This window comes from Pectobacterium sp. CFBP8739 (genome assembly GCF_013449375.1).
Lineage (GTDB): Bacteria > Pseudomonadota > Gammaproteobacteria > Enterobacterales > Enterobacteriaceae > Pectobacterium.
Window position 1 is genome coordinate 70123 of record NZ_JACDRR010000029.1, and the last position, 20202, is coordinate 90324.

The 20202-nt window shown below is 51.9% G+C and carries 18 protein-coding genes and 1 tRNA gene; 5 read left to right on the top strand and 14 right to left on the bottom strand.

Annotation, left to right across the window (positions count from 1 at the left end):
- Positions 1–87 precede the first annotated feature (87 nt).
- Entirely contained in the window at positions 88–735 is a 648-nt protein-coding gene (locus H0247_RS18240; protein ID WP_180743819.1) for an NADPH-dependent F420 reductase, read from the top strand.
- Between the two features lie 87 nt (positions 736–822).
- On the opposite strand, the gene ilvC is transcribed toward H0247_RS18240, so the two are convergent.
- Positions 823–2301: a ketol-acid reductoisomerase gene (gene ilvC / locus H0247_RS18245; RefSeq protein ID WP_180743820.1), complete on the bottom strand. Its 1479-nt coding sequence runs from the start codon at positions 2299–2301 to the stop codon at positions 823–825.
- Positions 2302–2504: 203 nt separating this feature from the next.
- Here ilvC and ilvY point away from each other — a divergent pair, with 203 nt between their 5' ends.
- The gene (gene ilvY, locus H0247_RS18250; RefSeq protein ID WP_180743821.1) at positions 2505–3395 is read left to right on the top strand and encodes an HTH-type transcriptional activator IlvY; all 891 of its coding nucleotides are present in this window, start codon (positions 2505–2507) and stop codon (positions 3393–3395) included.
- On the top strand, positions 3392–4189 hold the full coding sequence (locus tag H0247_RS18255) for a lysozyme inhibitor LprI family protein (RefSeq protein WP_180743822.1): 798 nt from the start codon (positions 3392–3394) through the stop codon (positions 4187–4189). The genes ilvY and H0247_RS18255 overlap by 4 nt, the downstream gene beginning before the upstream one ends.
- A gap of 10 nt (positions 4190–4199) precedes the next feature.
- On the opposite strand, the gene H0247_RS18260 is transcribed toward H0247_RS18255, so the two are convergent.
- The 7 genes from H0247_RS18260 to ilvL form a co-directional block, all read right to left on the bottom strand.
- Complete coding sequence (locus H0247_RS18260) at positions 4200–4943, bottom strand: DUF2461 domain-containing protein (protein WP_180743823.1); 744 nt, start codon at positions 4941–4943, stop codon at positions 4200–4202.
- 105 nt (positions 4944–5048) lie between these two features.
- Positions 5049–6593, bottom strand: a complete 1545-nt coding sequence (ilvA, locus tag H0247_RS18265; RefSeq protein WP_180743824.1) for a threonine ammonia-lyase, biosynthetic — start codon at positions 6591–6593, stop codon at positions 5049–5051.
- 5 nt (positions 6594–6598) lie between these two features.
- On the bottom strand, positions 6599–8449 hold the full coding sequence (ilvD, locus tag H0247_RS18270) for a dihydroxy-acid dehydratase (protein WP_180743825.1): 1851 nt from the start codon (positions 8447–8449) through the stop codon (positions 6599–6601).
- A 69-nt stretch (positions 8450–8518) separates the two neighbouring features.
- Positions 8519–9445 carry a branched-chain amino acid transaminase gene (locus H0247_RS18275; protein ID WP_180743826.1) on the bottom strand — a complete coding sequence of 309 codons (927 nt, stop codon included), beginning with the start codon at positions 9443–9445 and terminating at the stop codon, positions 8519–8521.
- A 27-nt stretch (positions 9446–9472) separates the two neighbouring features.
- Complete coding sequence (ilvM, locus tag H0247_RS18280; RefSeq protein ID WP_010294673.1) at positions 9473–9733, bottom strand: acetolactate synthase 2 small subunit; 261 nt, start codon at positions 9731–9733, stop codon at positions 9473–9475.
- A gap of 79 nt (positions 9734–9812) precedes the next feature.
- Positions 9813–11456, bottom strand: a complete 1644-nt coding sequence (ilvG, locus tag H0247_RS18285) for an acetolactate synthase 2 catalytic subunit (protein WP_180743827.1) — start codon at positions 11454–11456, stop codon at positions 9813–9815.
- 140 nt (positions 11457–11596) lie between these two features.
- Positions 11597–11695, bottom strand: coding sequence for an ilv operon leader peptide (ilvL, locus tag H0247_RS18290; protein ID WP_071531109.1), 99 nt, complete (start codon positions 11693–11695; stop codon positions 11597–11599).
- A gap of 407 nt (positions 11696–12102) precedes the next feature.
- On the opposite strand from ilvL, the gene H0247_RS18295 reads away from it, so the two are divergent.
- On the top strand, positions 12103–13629 hold the full coding sequence (locus H0247_RS18295) for a YifB family Mg chelatase-like AAA ATPase (protein ID WP_180743828.1): 1527 nt from the start codon (positions 12103–12105) through the stop codon (positions 13627–13629).
- 57 nt (positions 13630–13686) lie between these two features.
- On the opposite strand, the gene H0247_RS18300 is transcribed toward H0247_RS18295, so the two are convergent.
- Positions 13687–14025, bottom strand: a complete 339-nt coding sequence (locus tag H0247_RS18300; protein ID WP_180743829.1) for a DUF413 domain-containing protein — start codon at positions 14023–14025, stop codon at positions 13687–13689.
- Positions 14026–14145: 120 nt separating this feature from the next.
- Between H0247_RS18300 and hdfR the strand changes: the two genes are divergently transcribed.
- Positions 14146–14973, top strand: coding sequence for an HTH-type transcriptional regulator HdfR (hdfR, locus tag H0247_RS18305; protein ID WP_180743830.1), 828 nt, complete (start codon positions 14146–14148; stop codon positions 14971–14973).
- Positions 14974–14993: 20 nt separating this feature from the next.
- Here the strand turns inward: hdfR and yjfF are convergent, their stop codons facing one another.
- The 5 genes from yjfF to H0247_RS18330 form a co-directional block, all read right to left on the bottom strand.
- Complete coding sequence (yjfF, locus tag H0247_RS18310; RefSeq protein WP_180743831.1) at positions 14994–15956, bottom strand: galactofuranose ABC transporter, permease protein YjfF; 963 nt, start codon at positions 15954–15956, stop codon at positions 14994–14996.
- Positions 15956–16966: a galactofuranose ABC transporter, ATP-binding protein YtfT gene (gene ytfT / locus H0247_RS18315; protein WP_180743832.1), complete on the bottom strand. Its 1011-nt coding sequence runs from the start codon at positions 16964–16966 to the stop codon at positions 15956–15958. The genes yjfF and ytfT overlap by 1 nt, the downstream gene beginning before the upstream one ends.
- Entirely contained in the window at positions 16953–18473 is a 1521-nt protein-coding gene (gene ytfR, locus H0247_RS18320; RefSeq protein WP_180743833.1) for a galactofuranose ABC transporter, ATP-binding protein YtfR, read from the bottom strand. The genes ytfT and ytfR overlap by 14 nt, the downstream gene beginning before the upstream one ends.
- Before the next feature lie 191 nt (positions 18474–18664).
- Positions 18665–19621: a galactofuranose ABC transporter, galactofuranose-binding protein YtfQ gene (gene ytfQ, locus H0247_RS18325; protein ID WP_180743834.1), complete on the bottom strand. Its 957-nt coding sequence runs from the start codon at positions 19619–19621 to the stop codon at positions 18665–18667.
- A 438-nt stretch (positions 19622–20059) separates the two neighbouring features.
- Positions 20060–20135, bottom strand: a tRNA-Trp gene (locus H0247_RS18330).
- Positions 20136–20202 lie beyond the last annotated feature (67 nt).

A 20202-nucleotide genomic window follows, 5' to 3' on the forward strand; every position in this document is an offset into this window, starting at 1 on the left:
TGTTGTTTATTCCTCTCTGATAGCACACTTTATCTTCAATAAATAGAGGATTAGCCTTTTCTTCTCACAACCATAAAGGTGAAAAAGATGAAAATTGGCATCATTGGGGCAGGCTTTGTCGGGCGGGCAATCGCTAAATTGGCGATCCAAACCGGACATCAAGTCATGCTTAGCAATTCACGCGCTCCTCAAACACTTTTTAGCCTACGGCCTATGATCGGTTGCGATATTGGAACGCCAACACAAGCCGCCGCGTTTGGCGATATTGTCGTCATCGCGGTTCCACTCTACGCTATCGATAACCTTCCTACTCAGGCGTTAAAAGGCAAACTAGCCATTGATGCCGTCAACTATTACCCGGAGCGGGACGGGAACGTGGCGGTTCTTGATACACAGCAGACAACGACCAGTGAGCTTCTGGCCGACACATTACCCGGTGTAAAAATCATCAAAGCCTTTAACGCGATCACCATGACACATCTGGAAAGCAACGGTTTACCCGCGGGTCACTCCGACCGACGCGCGCTACCGCTTGCAGGTGATGACATTCAAGGAAAAATGCTTGTGGCTGAGCTTTATGATGCGTTTGGATTTGATGTGGTAGACGCTGGTGCCCTGTCTGAGGGGTGGCGTTTTGAAAGAGGTATGCCGTCTTACTGTGTGCGGATGACCAAAACGGAGTTAACCACGGAACTGGCTCGTGCTTCTCGCCAGCCACGCTTCGACGCATCGTGAGTATGGCAGGTATCAGAAGAAGGTAAAAAATATGCCGCACATATTTTGTATGTGCGGCATGAACATTAGCTCACCTTCACAAGGGCATTAGCCCGCAACGGCGATACGCTTCATATCCGTCATGTAGCCACGCAGCGTGCGGCCTACCGTTTCGATTGGGTGGTTACGGATAGCTTCGTTAACATCACGCAGTTGCGCGTTGTCCACTTCAGTACCCGCGACGGCTTTGCCCAGATCGCCTGGCTGCAAGGAATCCATGAAATCCCCTTTCAGCAATGGAACAGCGGCATTCGCAAACAGGTAGTTGCCATATTCTGCGGTATCAGAGATAACCACATTCATTTCATACAGACGCTTACGCGCAATGGTGTTGGCGATCAGCGGCAGCTCATGCAGGGATTCGTAGTAAGCGGATTCTTCGATGATGCCGGAGCTCACCATGGTTTCAAACGCCAGCTCAACGCCCGCTTTCACCATCGCAACCATCAGCACGCCGTTATCAAAGTATTCCTGCTCGGCGATTTTACCGTCGAACTGCGGTGCGTTTTCGAATGCCGTTTTACCGGTCTCTTCACGCCAGGTCAGCAGTTTCACGTCATCGTTCGCCCAGTCGGCCATCATGCCGCTGGAGAATTCGCCGGAGATGATGTCATCCATATGTTTCTGGAACAGTGGCGCCATGATGCCTTTCAACTGCTCAGACAGCGCGTAAGCACGAAGTTTCGCTGGGTTAGACAGGCGATCCATCATCAGCGTAATTCCGCCTTGCTTCAGCGCTTCGGTGATGGTCTCCCAGCCGAACTGAATCAGTTTTTCTGCGTAAGCCGGATCGGTGCCTTCCGCAACCAGTTTGTCGAAGCTCAGCAGAGAACCCGCCTGCAACATACCGCACAGAATAGTCTGCTCACCCATCAGGTCAGATTTCACTTCCGCAACGAAAGAGGATTGCAGCACGCCAGCACGGTGGCCACCGGTTGCCGCAGCCCAGGCTTTAGCAATGGCCATGCCTTCGCCTTTCGGATCGTTTTCCGGGTGAACCGCGATCAGCGTTGGTACGCCGAAACCACGTTTGTATTCTTCACGAACTTCCGTACCCGGGCACTTCGGCGCCACCATCACAACGGTGATGTCTTTACGGATTTGCTCACCCACTTCAACGATGTTGAAACCGTGAGAGTAACCCAGCGCCGCGCCTTGCTTCATCAGAGGCTGTACCGCCTGAACCACAGCGGAGTGCTGTTTGTCTGGCGTCAGGTTAACCACCAGATCAGCCTGTGGGATCAGATCTTCGTAAGTACCAACGGTGAAGCCGTTTTCGGTCGCTTTACGCCATGACGCACGTTTTTCAGCAATGGCTTCAGCACGCAGAGCATAAGCGATATCCAGACCGGAATCACGCATGTTCAGACCCTGGTTCAGGCCCTGAGCGCCACAGCCGACGATCACCACTTTTTTCCCTTTCAGGTAGCTCGCCTCATCGGCAAATTCATCACGCCCCATAAAGCGGCACTTGCCCAATTGATCCAGCTGCTGACGCAGGTTTAATGTGTTGAAGTAGTTAGCCATGTCGTGCTCCGTATACGGTTTTGTTTGTCTATTATTCGAGAAAGGATTCCCGCCAAATGGGAATTCACTATGCCCCCATCATATGACAGGAATTGCGTTGCTGAAATTGATATATTAGCAACGTCACATTGCACTATCTGCAAGATAAAAAGCCGTTGCAAGATATAAAACGGCTGCAAGATAAAAAACGGGGCCTGCGTCGCATGGATTTACGTGATCTCAAATTATTCCTGCATCTGGCGGAAAGCCGACACTTTGGTCGTACCGCCAAGGCGATGCACATCAGCCCATCCACACTGTCACGGCAAATACAGCGGATGGAAGAGGATTTAGGGCAGACGCTGTTTCTGCGCGATAACCGCACCGTGCAGCTCACCGATGCCGGAGAGCACCTGAAGCTGTTCGCTCAGCAAACGCTGCTGCAATACCAGCAGCTACGCCACACGATAGACCAGCACGGGCCGTCATTAAGCGGAGAACTGCGGATTTTCTGTTCCGTTACCGCCGCCTACAGCCACCTGCCGCCGATTTTGGATCGCTTCCGCGCGCTGCACCCGCTGGTGGAAATTAAACTGACGACCGGCGACGCTGCCGATGCCGTGGAAAAAATTCAGTCGAATGATGGGGATTTGGGGATTGCAGGACGCCCGGAGGCCCTGCCTGTCAGCGTTGATTTCATACCGCTCGATAAACTGCCTCTGGCCTTGATCATCCCAGCGCTCCCTTGTCCTGTGCAATCGCTGGTACGTCATGCGAACCCAGACTGGTCGCAGATTCCCTTCATCCTGCCGGAACACGGCCCAGTGCGTAAACGCATCGATCAATGGTTCCGCCGCAATCACATCGCCAATCCGCAGATTTACGCTACCATTTCTGGGCATGAAGCGATGGTATCGATGGTGGCGCTAGGCTGCGGTATCGCGCTGATTCCCAACGTGGTACTGGAAAACAGCCCAGAGCCGGTACGCAACCGCGTCTCCGTCCTCGTCGAGCAGGTGATGGAACCGCTTGAACTGGGTGTTTGCGTACAGAAAAAACGGCTTAGCGAACCGCTGATTGCCGCCTTTTGGGACATATTACAGGACATACCATGAAGATAGCTTTCACCACCCTTATCGCCGTCGGGGTAACACTGATATTCCTCAGCCATCGCGCCCAAGCCGCCAGTTTCCCCTGCGATAAAGCCGCCTCAACGCAGGAAAAACTGATTTGCGCCAGCCCGCTGCTTGAACAGTTGGATGAAGAACTCGCACAGGCCTGGAAGACCTCCCGCGCGTTTCTGACAGCCTATGACAACAGCGTGACGTGGGGAAAAACGCTCAACCAGTTTCAACGCAGTTGGCTGACCACGCGTGACCAGTGCAAAGACGAAGACTGCCTGCGCCAGCGTTATCAGCAACAGCTCAATCGTCTGCGCTATCTGAATGACATCGCACAGCACGCATTGCCGTCCCCGATTACGCCCGTGAAAAGCACATCCTGCTTCCACGGTTCATTCAGCTATGAGTACGTGATGTCAGGGCTTTCCGCCGAGGAATATCGCGATCTGGGGGATTATTTTCGGGAAATGTATGACCAGAAAGCGCCCTACCACGCCATCAGCCTGACGATGACCAACCAGCGCGGCAAGATTGACGGCGACGCGTCCATTGTATTTCGCTACGGCAACAAGCTGGATGATTCCGGCTTCACGGCACGTCAGATGAGCGATGTACAAGCCATTGGCAAAGGTGAAAGCAGCTTCGGTCAGCAGGTGAAAATACTGCTCACCTGCATTGACGATGATCATCTGCAAATCGCCACCTTCGGCAGCAATCGGGAAGAAGGTTACCTGTTTAACACGCTGCTGGAGCGCGATAAAACGCCACTGGAGCAGAAAACGCCGTAACGCTTATCCCTTAACGATCAAACCACTTATCCGCCGAAAAAGCCCGCGTATTGGACTCTGTCTCCTGCGCGGCTTTCTTCATGGTTTCGACGTTCATCAGGTAATGATAGAGCGGCTCAAGCTGGGTAAATCCGCGAGCTAACACCGTCACCAGATCGCCAGAAAACAGCGCGTCCATATCCTGTCGGGTAGATATCGCGGCAAACGATTTACGGTTATACCAGTTCGCCAGTTCCGGCTCCTGATCTTTAATTAGCGGGCGTTTGTAGCTATCCCCTTCCAGAGTGAAGGTGTCTCCCAGACAGCTTGCCACGTCAAGAAACTGCGACGGATTACCGCGCAGCGTCTGGCGGAACAGGTCCATCGTATTACGCGTCGCGCTGTAATAGCCCAGCCCATAACGCCAGGTATCCGGCGTGATTTCAAAGAAATACACCGGTGCATCCGTCCAGTCTTTGCGTGTGCGTTTGAACGTGAGCCACATATGGCTGCGATAGCGTGATTTATCGTGAGAAAAACGCGTATCGCGGTGAATACGGGAGAGGGTCTTGCCGATGGCCGGGCGCGTTTCAAAATGGTCGTCAATCTGCAACATGGTCAGACTAAGCTCATCCACCAGCATGCGGAACGGCGCAACCAGTTGCTCATCGTAAACCGCACGGTGCTCGTCAAACCACGCTTTATCGTTGTACTGACGCACCTGCTGAAGAAACGTTAAACCCGTTTGAGAAAAACCCGTGAATTGCGTTGCCATAAAGAAATGCCATCCCTGTTGCTGTCAGATGACATAAAGATAACGCCGCCGACGGTGAAACACCATCGGCGGCGTTAGGGGAACACTCTACATTTAACCGCTAACTTAACCCGCTAAAAAGAAGCGGAACGCGGGGTTATTGGTTTCGTCATGGCATTCATAGCCTAGCGCCTGTAGGTGCTGCTCGAATTCCCGATCGCCTGCATCCAGTTCGAACGCGGCCAACACGCGGCCAAAATCCGTGCCGTGACTGCGGTAATGGAACAGCGATATATTCCAGTGCGTGCCCAGCGTCTGCAAAAATTTCAGTAACGCCCCCGGAGACTCTGGGAACTCAAAGCTATAAAGCCGTTCCTGGAGCGGTTTGGAAGGGCGTCCGCCGACCATATAGCGAACGTGCAGCTTCGCCATTTCATCATCGGATAAGTCCACCACTTCATAGCCGTCCGCAGACAGCTCGGCGATAATCTCCTGCCTTTCCGCATAGCCACGCGTCAGACGTACACCGACAAAAATGCAGGCGTCTTTAGCATCGGCGTAGCGATAGTTGAACTCGGTAACGGAACGGCCGCCCAGCAGTTGGCAAAACTTCAGGAAGCTGCCTTGTTTCTCGGGAATGGTCACCGCCAACAAGGCTTCACGTTGTTCACCTAGCTCACAGCGTTCGGAAACGTAACGTAAGCCATGGAAGTTGACGTTCGCACCGGACAGAATATGCGCCAGACGTTCACCCTGAATTTGATGCTGTTGGATGTATTTCTTCATCCCCGCCAACGCCAGCGCGCCGGACGGTTCAGCAATCGCACGGACATCCTCAAACAGATCTTTCACGGCCGCACAGATGGCGTCGCTGTCGACGGTAATCACGTCATCCAGATATTCCCGACACAGGCGGAACGTTTCATCGCCAATGCGCTTCACCGCCACGCCTTCAGCAAACAGCCCGACACGCGGCAGGTCGACCGGTTGCCCGGCATCCAGCGCCGCGCGCAGACAGGCGGAATCCTCCGCTTCCACGCCGATCACCTGAACCTGCGGCATCAGTTGTTTGATCAGCACCGCAACACCTGCCGCCAAACCGCCGCCACCGACAGGAACAAACACGCGGTCAAGATGGGCATCCTGCTGTAGCAACTCCAGCGCCAGCGTGCCTTGACCCGCAATCACTGCTGGGTGATCGAACGGCGGCAGAAACGTCATTTTCTGCTGCTGTGACAGCTCAATGGCCTTCGCCTTAGCTTCATCAAAGTTAGCGCCGTATAGCAGCACTTCGCCGCCAAAACCACGCACGGCATCCACCTTGATATCGGCCGTCGCCACGGGCATCACAATCAGCGATTTAATCCCCAGTTTGCTGGAAGAGAGCGCAACACCTTGCGCATGGTTACCGGCAGACGCCGTTACCACGCCGTGTGACTTCTGCTCATCACTCAGCCCCGCCATCATCGCGTACGCACCGCGCAGCTTGAAGCTGTGCACCGCGTGTCGGTCTTCACGTTTTACCAAAATGACATTACCCAGCCGCGAAGAGATCTTTTCCATCTTCTCCAACGGTGTGACCTGCGTGACTTCATACACTGGCGAGCGCAAGATCGCCCGCAGGTACTCCGCGCCTCCCGGCGCGGCAGGAAGAGGTTGTGACACAGCCATCAGCATTAGCCTCCCAGCTTGCTTTTATCCCGCACAGCGCCTTTATCCGCGCTGGTTGCCAGGCTAGCATACGCACGCAGCGCAAAAGACACCTGACGCTCACGATTATGTGGCGTCCAAGCCTGTTCGCCTCTCGCCTCTTCCGCTGCGCGGCGGCTTGCCAACTCAGCATCATCCAGAACCAGCGCAATGCTGCGGTTCGGAATATCAATCGCGATAGTGTCGCCGTCCTGTACCAAAGCAATGGTGCCGCCGCTGGCCGCTTCAGGAGACGCATGGCCGATAGACAGACCTGATGTACCGCCAGAGAAGCGGCCATCGGTAATCAGCGCGCAGCTTTTACCTAATCCCATCGATTTCAGGTAGGTGGTCGGATACAGCATTTCCTGCATACCCGGCCCGCCTTTCGGCCCTTCGTAGCGAATCACAACAACGTCACCCGCCACGACTTTACCGCCCAGAATGGCGTCTACCGCATCATCTTGACTTTCATAAACTTTTGCCGGACCGCGGAAGACCAAACTCCCTTCATCCACGCCTGCGGTTTTCACGATACAGCCATTCTCTGCCAGATTGCCGTACAGCACAGCCAACCCGCCATCCTGACTGTAGGCAAATTCACGGGAACGAATACAGCCTTCCTGACGATCGGTATCCAGTGAATCCCAGCGACAATCCTGAGAAAACGCTTTGGTCGTACGGATACCCGCCGGGCCGGCGGAATACATGCTTTTTACACTATCATCCTGCGTCAGCATCACATCGTAGGCTTCCAGCGTTTCCGGCAGTGTTTTGCCCAGCACGTTGTTCACTTCACGGTTCAGCAAACCTGCTCTGTCCAGCTCGCCCAAAATACCGATCACGCCGCCCGCACGGTGTACGTCTTCCATGTGGTATTTCTGGGTACTCGGCGCCACCTTACACAGGTGCGGAACCTGACGTGACAGTCTGTCAATGTCGGTCATGGTGAAGTCCACTTCACCTTCCTGCGCCGCAGCTAACAGATGCAGGACGGTATTGGTGGAACCGCCCATCGCGATATCCAGAATCATGGCGTTTTCAAATGCGGCTTTATTGGCGATGTTGCGCGGCAGCACGCTCTCATCATCCTGCTCGTAGTAACGCTTCGCCAGACCGACAATGCGTTTACCTGCGTTCAGGAACAGTTGCTTACGGTCGGCGTGCGTCGCCAACAGCGAACCGTTGCCCGGCTGAGACAGACCCAGCGCTTCGGTCAGGCAGTTCATGGAGTTAGCGGTAAACATACCGGAACAGGAACCACAGGTCGGACAGGCAGAACGTTCCACCTGTTCGCTTTGTTCATCAGAGACTTTCGGGTCTGCCCCCTGAATCATCGCATCCACCAGATCCAGCTTGATGATCTGATCGGAGAGTTTGGTTTTCCCCGCTTCCATCGGGCCGCCAGACACGAAAATCACTGGAATGTTCAGACGCAACGACGCCATTAGCATCCCTGGGGTGATTTTGTCACAGTTGGAGATACACACCATCGCATCCGCGCAGTGGGCATTCACCATGTATTCCACCGAGTCGGCGATCAGTTCACGGGAAGGCAGAGAATAGAGCATACCGCCGTGACCCATGGCGATGCCGTCGTCCACTGCGATCGTGTTGAATTCTTTCGCGACACCACCAGATGCTTCGATTTGCTCGGCAACCAGTTTACCTAAATCGCGCAAGTGCACATGACCGGGCACGAATTGGGTGAAGGAGTTGACCACCGCGATAATGGGTTTACCAAAATCATTGTCGGTCATCCCAGTGGCGCGCCACAAGGCTCGGGCGCCAGCCATATTACGGCCGTGCGTGGTGGTGGCTGAACGGTACTTAGGCATGCTCTATTACTCCAAAAATTACGAATTGGGCGATGATGGAACGTATCACCGCCTGATTATCTTGATTGATTACTGATTTACCGGATCCAACCAGCCCCATTTATCTTCGGTTTCGCCCGTGAAGAGGCCAAAGAACGCCTGTTGCAGAGCTTTAGTGACAGGACCGCGTTTGCCGATGCCGACCTGAATACCGTCTACGCTGCGCACAGGGGTGATTTCCGCCGCCGTACCGGACATGAACACTTCATCCGCCAGATACAGTGACTCACGGGACAGTACCTGCTCACGCACTTCATATCCCGCGTCCTTCGCCAGCTTGATGATGGCGTCACGCGTAATGCCCGGCAGCGCCGAAGAGGTAAACGGCGGCGTGAAGATAATACCGTCCTTCACTTCAAACAGGTTCTCGCCTGCACCTTCAGAAACATAGCCGTGGACATCCAGCGCGATCCCTTCCTGATAGCCGTGGCGACGTGCTTCGCTACCCACCAGCAGGGAGGACAGATAGTTACCGCCCGCTTTAGCGGCGGTTGGAATGGTATTCGCCGCGGCGCGATTCCAGGAGGACACCATGGCATCAATGCCCGCTTCCAGCGCTTCTTCACCCAGATACGCGCCCCACGGGAACGCCGCGATAATCACGTCGGTTTTATAACCGTCTGGTGGATTCACGCCCATACCCACATCGCCAATAAACACTAGCGGACGGATATACGCGCTGGTCAAGTTATTTTTACGCAGCGTTTCACGGCAAGCTTCCATCAGTTCATCCACGCTTTGTTCGACCGGCATACGATAAATTTTTGCCGAATCACGCAGGCGCTGCATGTGCTCGCGGTGACGAAAAACTACCGGACCCTTGTGTGAATGGTAGCAACGAACGCCCTCAAACACGGAGGTACCATAATGCAAGGCGTGCGACATCACGTGTACTTTTGCTTCAGCCCATGGAACCATCTCACCATTGAACCAAATGTAATCCGCTTTTTTTGTCATTCTTTTTTTCCTTACTCTTTTTATGCGTTAGGCGCTGATCTGCTGTGATGTCGTCATCGGTTGAATGTCAACGCAGGCAATATCCAACAGCTTACTCAATTGTGTTGACAATAAATCCACCGAGCGATGGCTGGCAACGGTCAGCTCAATATTAATGTGATCGGCATTGGTGGTTTGCACCATATTCATCGCGCAAACTTTGAAACCGCGATGGCGGGTAACACGCAATACACGCTCCAGAACTTCGGGACGAAAGCGTGCCTGAATCGAAAGTTGATGATGTGTCATTCTGTTGTCTCCAGCACTTATTCTGTGTAAGTCGGCCATTATTGGGTGTTGTCGAGCCTATTGGGTTTTATCGAGCCCATTAGGTTTTATCGAGCATCGTTTCGTTACCCGCACCCGGCGGAACCAACGGCCAGACGTTTTCGTATTCATTGATCGAGACGTGCAGTAAATAGGGTCCTTCGCTGTTAAACAGGGCATCCAACGCGACATCAATTTGATCTTTACGGGTGATGCGCTGGCCGGGGATATCAAACGCGCTTGCCAGCGTCAGGAAATCAGGGTTATCGGAGAGGTCGGTTTCACTATAGCGTTCATCAAAGAATAACTGCTGCCACTGACGTACCATACCCAACCGTTGGTTATCCAGCAGCACGATTTTCAACGGCAGCCGTTTTCGTTTTATCGTGCCCAACTCCTGAACGTTCATCATGAAAGAACCGTCGCCGGAGATGCAGATAACCATGTCGTCCGGGCGCGCAACCTGCGCACCTACCGCCGCTGGCACGCCGAAGCCCATTGTGCCGAGACCGCTGGAAGTGATGAAATTCTCAGGACGGCTGAACGTCATATGCTGGGCAGCCCACATCTGGTGCTGGCCCACATCGGTCGTCACCACCGTGTCCGCATCCATTCGTTCAGAGATCGTTTTCAGCAGTGCAGGCGCATAAATCGCCTGACCAGGATGGTCATAACGCCACGGGTATTCCGCTTTCATCATGGTCGCCTGCTGGCGCCACGCGCTGACGTTCAGCGGCTGTTGCAGCGCTGGTAATATCGACTTCAGATCGCCTTGCAACGCCACATTGGCATGGCGCAATTTGCTCAGCTCCGCTGGGTCAATATCCATGTGAATAACGCTGGCATGAGGCGCGAAGGCATTCAGCTTGCCGGTCACGCGGTCATCAAAACGCGCTCCGACCGCGATTAATAGATCGCACTCTTGCACAATCAGGTTCGCCGCCTTCGTGCCGTGCATACCAATCATACCGAGGTAATAGGGATGATTGGCATCCACGGCACCCAAGCCTTTCAGCGTCGAAACCGAAGGGATATCCGTTACGCTCAGGAATTCACGCAACGCCGGAACCGCATTCGCCATACCGACCCCACCGCCAACGTACAGCACCGGTTTTTGTGCTTTCGCCAACAGGGCATATGCCTGCTCAATATCTTGCTCGGGGAAATCAACATCGTTAGCAACAGGCGCAAAGTTCGGGGTGAAATCTCCCATCGCCAGTTGAATATCTTTAGGAATATCGACCAGAACAGGGCCAGGGCGACCGCTGTTGGCAATCGCAAACGCTTCTGCCATCACGTCCGGCAGTGATTCGAGAGACTCAACCAAGAAGCTGTGTTTCGTACAGGCCAGCGACAGCCCCAGCACGTCGATCTCCTGGAAAGCGTCGGTACCAATCAGCGCCGACCCGACCTGTCCGGTGATCGCCACTACAGGGACAGAATCCAGCAGCGCATCGGCCAAACCGGTGATCAAGTTCGTTGCACCTGGGCCAGACGTCGCAATGCAAACACCCACATTACCTGTGGAGCGGGCATACCCAATCGCCGCCATCACCGCGCCTTGCTCGTGGCGACACAGCAGGTGTTTAACGCCGCCGTCATAAAGTGCATCATAGACGGGCATTATCGCGCCACCCGGATACCCAAAAACGGTGTCCACTCCCTGCGCTCGCAACGCTTGTACCACCCACTGTGCTCCATTCATAGTTATTTCCCCGACATCTTATGGGAATAACAGAATTTTATGCTAATGTTCATTTTCTGTTCCTTTCCGTTATAGATTACGCCCAACAAAAAACCCCCGACCTTTCGGTGCGGGGGTTTTCTTGAATTAGGCTTTGATTTTTAAGCCATTCTTCGTCCAAGTGCAGCCCCGCACGGTGGGATAATAATCACCACCACGCTAATCACGACTAGGCTAATCACTAGGGATAGGGCTTTCATAATAGGTTGTTCATTAATCTTCTGTCGAACGAATGCCTACAGAGTTATCACAGTCAGACATGGTATGACAACCATTTTTTTTCATCGAGCTTGGTAATAAGAACCTATAATGCGGGAAAAAATACAACGTAATCATAAGGTAGACACGCACCAAATTATTTTCTCTCGTTGGTGTAAAAATAAGCATTGCGCGAGAAACATAGCAAGCGAATACAAACGTTGTCGATCGTCGGATAACGTAAAACGGTCAGTTCACCCGACATAATTGCGATGCGTTACGCACAAACTTTCTTCATTGCTGAAACAGAGCATTATCTTCTGAAACCGTCACGCAAGTAGGCAATGACGGGCTCTACTTCCTCACCCCGACCAGACATGATGCAAGCCATCAGCAAAGGGGAAATAGCATGTCATTGGCAGTTACCTACACTCGGGCAATGATTGGCGTACAAGCGCCGGACGTTTACATTGAAGTGCATATCAGCAGCGGGCTACCTGCTCTGACTCTGGTAGGCTTACCAGAAACTACCGTCAAAGAAGCGCGCGATCGCGTGCGCAGCGCACTCATCAATTGTGGGTTTACCTTTCCAGCCAAGCGCATCACGGTCAACCTTGCTCCCGCAGACCTGCCAAAAGAAGGGGGCCGCTACGATCTGCCGATTGCTCTGGCGATTCTGGCCGCATCAGAACAAATCGATGGGGAAAAGCTAAGCCGCTACGAGTTTCTGGGCGAGCTTGGCCTGTCTGGCACCTTACGTGGCGTCAATGGCGCGATTCCCGCCGCCCTAGAGGCCATCAAGTCAGGCCGCCAGCTTATCCTGCCAGATGACAACAAACGGGAGATGACGCTAATACCGCAGGGTGAGGCGCTCATGGCTGGGCATTTGTTGGACGTGTGTGCTTTTCTTAGCGGAGAAGGGGAATTGCTCAGTTGCTCCGACATCGTACCGGCTCCGCAATCAGAAGAAGATGTCCTCGACCTGAAGGATATCATCGGTCAGGATCAGGCTAAACGCGCGTTGGAAATCGCAGCGGCTGGCGGCCACAATCTGCTATTGCTGGGGCCGCCAGGAACAGGAAAAACCATGCTGGCGAGCCGATTAGGCAATCTGATGCCGCCATTAAGCGACGAAGAAGCGCTGGAAAGCGCCGCCATCAACAGTCTCATCAACATTGATGCCACCATGACGCGTTGGCGAGCCAGACCATTCAGAGCGCCTCACCATAGTTCTTCCATGGCGGCGCTCGTGGGAGGAGGGTCGTTGCCTAAACCGGGGGAAATTTCACTCGCCCACAACGGCGTACTGTTTCTGGATGAATTACCAGAGTTTGAGCGACGCGTCCTGGATTCCCTACGAGAGCCTCTGGAATCCGGTGAAATTATCATTTCCCGCACGCGCGCCAAAGTGTGCTACCCGGCACGCGTACAGCTCGTCGCTGCAATGAACCCCAGCCCGTCAGGGCACTATCAAGGCATTCATAACCGATTACCCGCACAGCAAATACTGCGCTATCTCAGCAAACTTTCCGGTCCCTTTTTGGATCGCTTTGACCTTTCTATCGAAGTTCCTTTGCTACCACCAGGAGTTTTATCTCAGCAACGTCATCAGGGGGAAAGCAGCGCAACAATCCGCGAGCGCGTGCTGCTCGCACGGCAGATACAGCTGAAGCGGGCAAATAAAATCAACGCGCTGCTCACCTCACGCGAAATAGAACAACACTGTGCGTTAGAAGCGCCTGATGCGGCTTATCTGGAAGAAGTGATGAACAAACTTGGCTTATCCGTACGCGCCTGGCACCGGATATTGAAAGTCGCACGCACAATCGCAGACCTCGGCGATCGGGACAACATCGAGAGGAAACATCTTGCCGAAGCACTGAGCTATCGCAGTATGGATCGACTGCTCATTCGGCTCCACAAAAGCCTTGAATAGCGGAAGCGTTAGATACGCTCACCACAAAAGAAAATGGGGCTAACGCCCCATTCTTAATTAATCATCGCTTTCCGTGTATTCTTCCACCGCATCCATCTGCGGCTTACCGCCAGATAAGGTATGGAAGCGTTTAGGGCGACGGACACGTTCCAGATACTTGGTCCAGATTTTTTCCAGTTCCGTTTCCGCTTTACGTTCGCCGCGACACATGGCAACAAACGATGTTTCTTCCTCAGTTACTGGTTCACGTTTGCCCAAATCCAGCTCGTTAAACGCGTAACCGTGGCGCTCCAACAGTTGTGCTTCTTTAATCGTAAAGTCGCCATGTCGGGAAAAACCACGCGGGTAGAACTTGTTATCAAAAAAACGATGAGTGGTAGAGAAGCTTTCTGCCATCTTACACGCTCCTAATTCTTCTATGGTCGTGTTGTTTATGGCGCGGAGTATTAGATAGGCTTGACATTGTGTAAAACAAAACATTTAAATCATTACGACAAAATTTTTTTGGAGATGGGCGTGGATACCGAATTACTAAAAACCTTTCTGGAAGTCAGCAGGACAAGACACTTTGGCCGAGCTGCCGAATCCCTGTATCTGACGCAGTCAGCGGTGAGTTTTCGGATTCGTCAGCTAGAGACACAGCTTGGAGCTAACCTGTTCACACGCCATCGGAACAATATACGCCTGACCCCCGCAGGAGAACGGCTTCTGCCCTATGCGGAAAGCCTTATCGGTACCTGGCAGATCGCCAAAAAAGAGGTCGCACGCTCGCAACAGCACAGTCTGCTTTCAGTGGGGGCTACCGCTTCGCTGTGGGAAGCCTATCTGACGCCCTGGCTACAATCGCTGTACCAACAGCGTCCGTTGCTGCAGCTAGAAGCACGCATTGCCTTACGTCATTCGCTGGTAAAACAACTCCATGAGCGTCAATTGGACCTGTTCATTACCACCGAACAACCCAAAATGGAGGAATTGGCGAGCCAGTTGCTGGGTAATTTTTCCCTTTCGCTGTTCGCGGCAGAAGCGCATCCGCCCGGACAGGAGCTGCCCTATATAAAATTGGAGTGGGGCGCAGACTTTCATCAGCAGGAACATCGCCTCTTAGCCAGCGATCAGCTTCCCATTCTGACAACCACATCGGCCCATTTGACCCGCCAACTTCTTGAAACAACTGGCGGTTGCGCGTTTTTACCCAGTCATTGGTTACAAACCTATTCCAATCTGCGGATAGTCGGCGATAGCCAGCCCGTCGTGCGCCCGTTTTATGCCGTTTGGTTACAAAACAGCGATCAGCAGACGATGATTCGTCAATTGCTGAAAACATCGATTTTAATGAATGCATGACCCATCCAGCTCATAGGCTCTTAAGCACGTCTGGCTAACCAGAAAGTGCTTAACGCTTTCTGTAACCCAATGAAAGCAAAAAGCAGGAAACCAATGACGATTTTTGTCCACCATGAGCTCAAGGTGCCATCAAACGTGATATACGTTTGAATCAAGCCCTGAATCAGTACGCCAAACAGGGTTCCCAATACGGTTCCAACACCACCGGTCAATAACGTACCGCCGATGACAACGGCCGCGGTGGCGTCCAATTCCACGCCGCTTGCCGCCAGAGCATAGCCCGCCGAGGTATAGAGCGAAAACACAATGCCTGACAGTACCGCTAACGTACTGGAAAGCATGTATATCTGAATCGTCGTCCGCCTGACAGGCACCCCCATCAGCTCCGCAGAATAGCTATTACCACCAATCGCATAAACACGGTTACCAAAGCGGGTACGATGCGCCATCACAATCCCCAGCAGCACGACAATCAGCATAATCAGCGCCAGAAAGGTAAAGCGTCCTCCATCAGGCATGCGCCATGCTAAACCCGCCAGTTGGCTATAGACCGGATGATCGATGGGTATCGACTCCTGTGAGACAATGAAGCTCATCCCTCGAACAAAGAACATCCCCGCCAGCGTGATAATAAATGCGGGCAATTTGAGCGTATCGATAATCCATCCCATCACCCCGCCAAACATGGCTCCCATCACCAGCGCGATGGCGAATGCAAAGAAAGGATCGATGCCATATGTCCCGATCAATTTGGCCAATAACACGCCGGTAAACGCAATGACTGACCCTACGGAAAGATCGATCCCGCCAGATAGAATGACAAACGTCATCCCAACCGCCACGATCCCCAGAAACGCATTATCCGTCAGTAAATCAAAGAAAACGCGCGTCGAAGCAAAGCCTGGAAACTGGCTAAGACAGAATAAATAACCCGCAATAAATACCAGAATAGTCATCAACAGGGGGAAGTGGCGTTTCAACATTATGTTTTCCTCCTGAACAGATGATGCAGCGAAATACGCGGAGATTGCATAACCAAAACCAACAGAACGACGAGTGCCTTTAGAACCAGATTGAATTCCGGTCGATAGCCCGAAAGCAGGATGCCAGTATTCATACTCTGAATAATCAATGCACCAACAACAGAGAGCAGCAAATTAAAACGACCGCCGAGTAGCGAGCCTCCACCGATCACAACGGCCAGAATCGCGTCTAATTCCAGCCAGAGCCCTGCGTTATTCGCATCCGCACCACGGATATCCGCCGTTACAATAACGCCCGCTACGGCGGCACACACGCCGCATGTGACATAAGCCGCGATTAATACCAGCTTCGTACTCACACCGGCGTTACGAGCTGAGCGTAGGTTAATCCCGACAGATTCGATAAATAGCCCAAGCGCCGTTTTACGCGTCAGCCCCCACAGCGCCAACAACACCACGCAGGCAATAATCACCGGCATGGGCAGATAGAACAGAGCCCCGTTGCCCAACTTAGCCAACCCGGCGCTATCAAAGGTAATAATCTGGCCTTCAGTAATCAGTTGAGCAATGCCGCGCCCGGCAACCATTAGCATTAACGTCGCAACAATCGGCTGAATCTGTAGCACCGCAACCAGAAAACCGTTCCACAACCCGCACAGTGCGCCAACCAATAACGCAGTCAGCAGCACAGAAGGGAGTGGATAACCAGCCGCAGTCAACGTTGCGGCCGTCGCTCCTGCAATCGCCATGACGGCGCCAACCGATAAGTCGATACCGCCGGTAGCAATCACCAACGTCATGCCTAATGCCAGCAATGCAACAGGTGCCCCGCGATTAAGGATGTCGACAAGGCTACCGAACAAGCGCCCGTCCTGAATGTGAAGGGAGAAGAAGTTTGGCGCGACCATACTATCAATCAATAGGATAGCTACCAGCGCCAGGAGCTGTGGCACGCCCTTGGTAAACGTTAGGCGCACTTTCTTGGCAGGTTTGATGTTATTGTCTGTCATCAGTCGCCCCCGTTTGTACTGCGATAGCCTGCATCACCGCGGCAACCGAGATCTCGCTGTGTTCAAGATGCGCAACGTGCTGTCTGTCACGTAACACAATGATGCGATCGGCATAACCGGTCAGTTCTTCCAACTCAGAAGAGATCACGAGTAACGCCATTCCCTGTTCACATAACTTCTCGATAAGACGAATGATTTCAGCGTGCGCGCCAACATCGATTCCTCGCGTTGGCTCATCCAGAATCAAGAAGCGCGGCTCGGTTGCCAGCCAGCGCGATAGCAGGACTTTTTGCTGATTCCCGCCCGAGAGATATTGAATTTCCTGCTCTGGACTGGGCGTGCGAATCCCTAACAGGCTGATAAACTTTTCAGCAATACGAATTTGCTCACGTAAGGAAATGGGTTTCAGCCAGCCCCGCTGCGCCTGAAGCGCCAGAATGATGTTCTCTCGCACCGTTGCCGCACCGACAATGCCGTCAGTCTTGCGATCCTCAGGGCAATAGCCAAAACCCAGCTTTCCTGCTGCACGCGGCGTGCGAATGCTGACTGGTTTGCCATCCACTCTGGCCTCTCCGGCATCAGGCACGTTAATACCAAATATCAGCTGCGCGGTTTCTGTCCGACCAGAACCTAGTAGACCAGCAAGGCCAACTATTTCTCCTGGACGAACGGAAAGCTCGAAGTCATTGATCGAACCACGTCGACCATAGTGTTTAAACTGCACGATGGGCTCACCTGATACGTCACTGTGTTCTCCACGCTTCAATAACGTTTCATCAAAACTGTGTCCCAACATCATTTGGACTAATTCAATACGTGGTAATTCTGTGGCAGGCAATGTCCCGACTAATTTTCCATTACGCAAAACGGTAATTCTGTCACTAATGCGATAAACCTGATCCAAAAAGTGCGTCACAAATATCATAGCGATTCCGCGATCGCGCAACTTTCGCAATATATCCAGTAACATATCAACTTCTTTTGTATCAAGGCTTGCGGTCGGTTCATCAAGAATTAATACTTTAGCGGAAAGATCAATAGCTCGGGCGATAGCTACAATTTGCTGCACTGCAATTGAGTAATTACCAAGCGGATGGTTAACATCGATCATCAGTCCATAATTCAATAAAAGTGCTTCGGCCTGGCGCAGGATTTTATGTTGATCAACGATGCCCCAACGTGTGGGTTCACGACCAATAAATAAATTTGCTGCAACGGACAGATTCGGTAATAAATTGACCTCTTGATATACGGTTCCGATACCCAATGACTGAGCGTGCGCAGTGCTAATAGGATTAATCGCCATGCCATCAAGAATAATATCGCCAGTTGAACGCTGATAGACACCGGTCAACGCCTTAATTAAGGTGGATTTTCCTGCACCATTCTCCCCTAATAGCGCCACTATTTCGCCACGATTAAGCGTGAAGTCCACCTGATCTAATGCTTTTACCCCCGGAAACTCAACGCTCATGCCCCGAATATCTAACAACCGTGTCGTTTCCATCAGCATCACCTATGCAACAACTAAACAAGGCTACGTCATACCTGAGAAATATTATGGATAAGTAGGCTGGCAATATTCACTGTTCCGTAGTTTAACGGTGCAGAAAACATAGCAAACCCACTTTTCCATATTCATATTTCTGCTAGGTATTTGGCAAAGTTTATATCAACGATGAGTCCATAATATAAATATCAATAACCGAGATCTTTCTTAGTTTCATATTCCTGTTTTGCTGTATCAGGCAGTAATAAACGTGATTCGGTTTGAATGAATTTTTCAGGCTGCTTGCCATCCTTCTTCATCGCTAATAAAGCATCAAAAGCAGGCCCTGCCATATTGGGCGTTAATTCAACGGTAGCATTAGCTTCGCCATTCATCATGGCTTTGAAAATATCAGGAACGCCATCAATGGAAACAACTTTTATCTGTGAACCTGGTTTTAAACCTGCTTCTTTAATTGCCTGAATAGCGCCTATAGCCATGTCATCATTATGTGCATAAACTGCACAGATATTTTTTCCATTCTGCTCGGCTTTAATGAAGCTTTCCATGACCTCTTTACCCTTGCTACGAGTAAAGTCTCCTGACTGTGAGCGAATAATTTTTATCTGCGAATCTGATACTATGCCTTCAGCAAATCCTTTCTTGCGATTTATCGCGACACTCGCCCCAACCGTTCCCTGTAACTCAACAACATTACAAGGTTTGCCGGCAGCCTCTTTCACGAGCCATTCTCCTGCCACCTTTCCTTCATAGACGCTATCAGAAGCAATAGCAGCGGCGTACAACGATGGATCGTTTACCTCAATCGTTCTATCAAGCAGGAACACTGGAATTTTTGCTTCTTTAGCTTCCTGTAAGACTGGTGCCCATCCTGTCGCGACAACCGGAGCAATAAATATGGCATCTACGCCCTGAGCGATGAACGACCGTACAGCCTTAATCTGATTCTCCTGCTTCTGCTGAGCATCCGCTATTTTTAACGTTACTCCACGCTTCTCGGCTTCCTGCTTTGATACTTTAGTCTCCGCAGAGCGCCATCCTGATTCTGAACCAATCTGGGAAAACCCAACAGTTAAGGGTTTTGCCTGTACGGCACCACATAATGCCGTACTTACAGCAACAGCTACCAGTAAACGTCTGTACATACTTAAACTCCTCCTGTGTAGTCTTACAGCTACTTAGTCAGATTCCAGGTACAGCATAGCGCTACGAATTTCTACTGTAGCGCTACCAATGTGATGTTGGCAGGTATCACTAACAAGTGAATGCACCTGAAGGATCGTTCTGAAAAACAACTTCCCTTCACTCAGGTTGTAGATAGTTTTAGTTCAAATATCGAACAAGGTGAATGAGCAAGTTCACAACCTGGTATTACGGTTATTTTGTGCATATTTACAGCTAAATCAGCACGATCTATCAACAATACATTAGAGAATTTTATATATTAAATAACAACACGTGAGATTAATTAGGCATCCAGAGGAGAGAAATAACGAAGAAATTGGAAAGAAGGATACGAGACAGGATCTAGCATAAAGTACAGATCAAAAAAAACCCTTCACGATAACGTGAAGGGTTTTATTTGGCAGGGGCGGAGAGACTCGAACTCGCGACACCCGGTTTTGGAGACCGGTGCTCTACCAACTGAGCTACGCCCCTAAATTACGCTTAATATTATGCCTGCTGAAGTTAGCAGGCATAATATTTAATAAGTGGCGGAACGGAC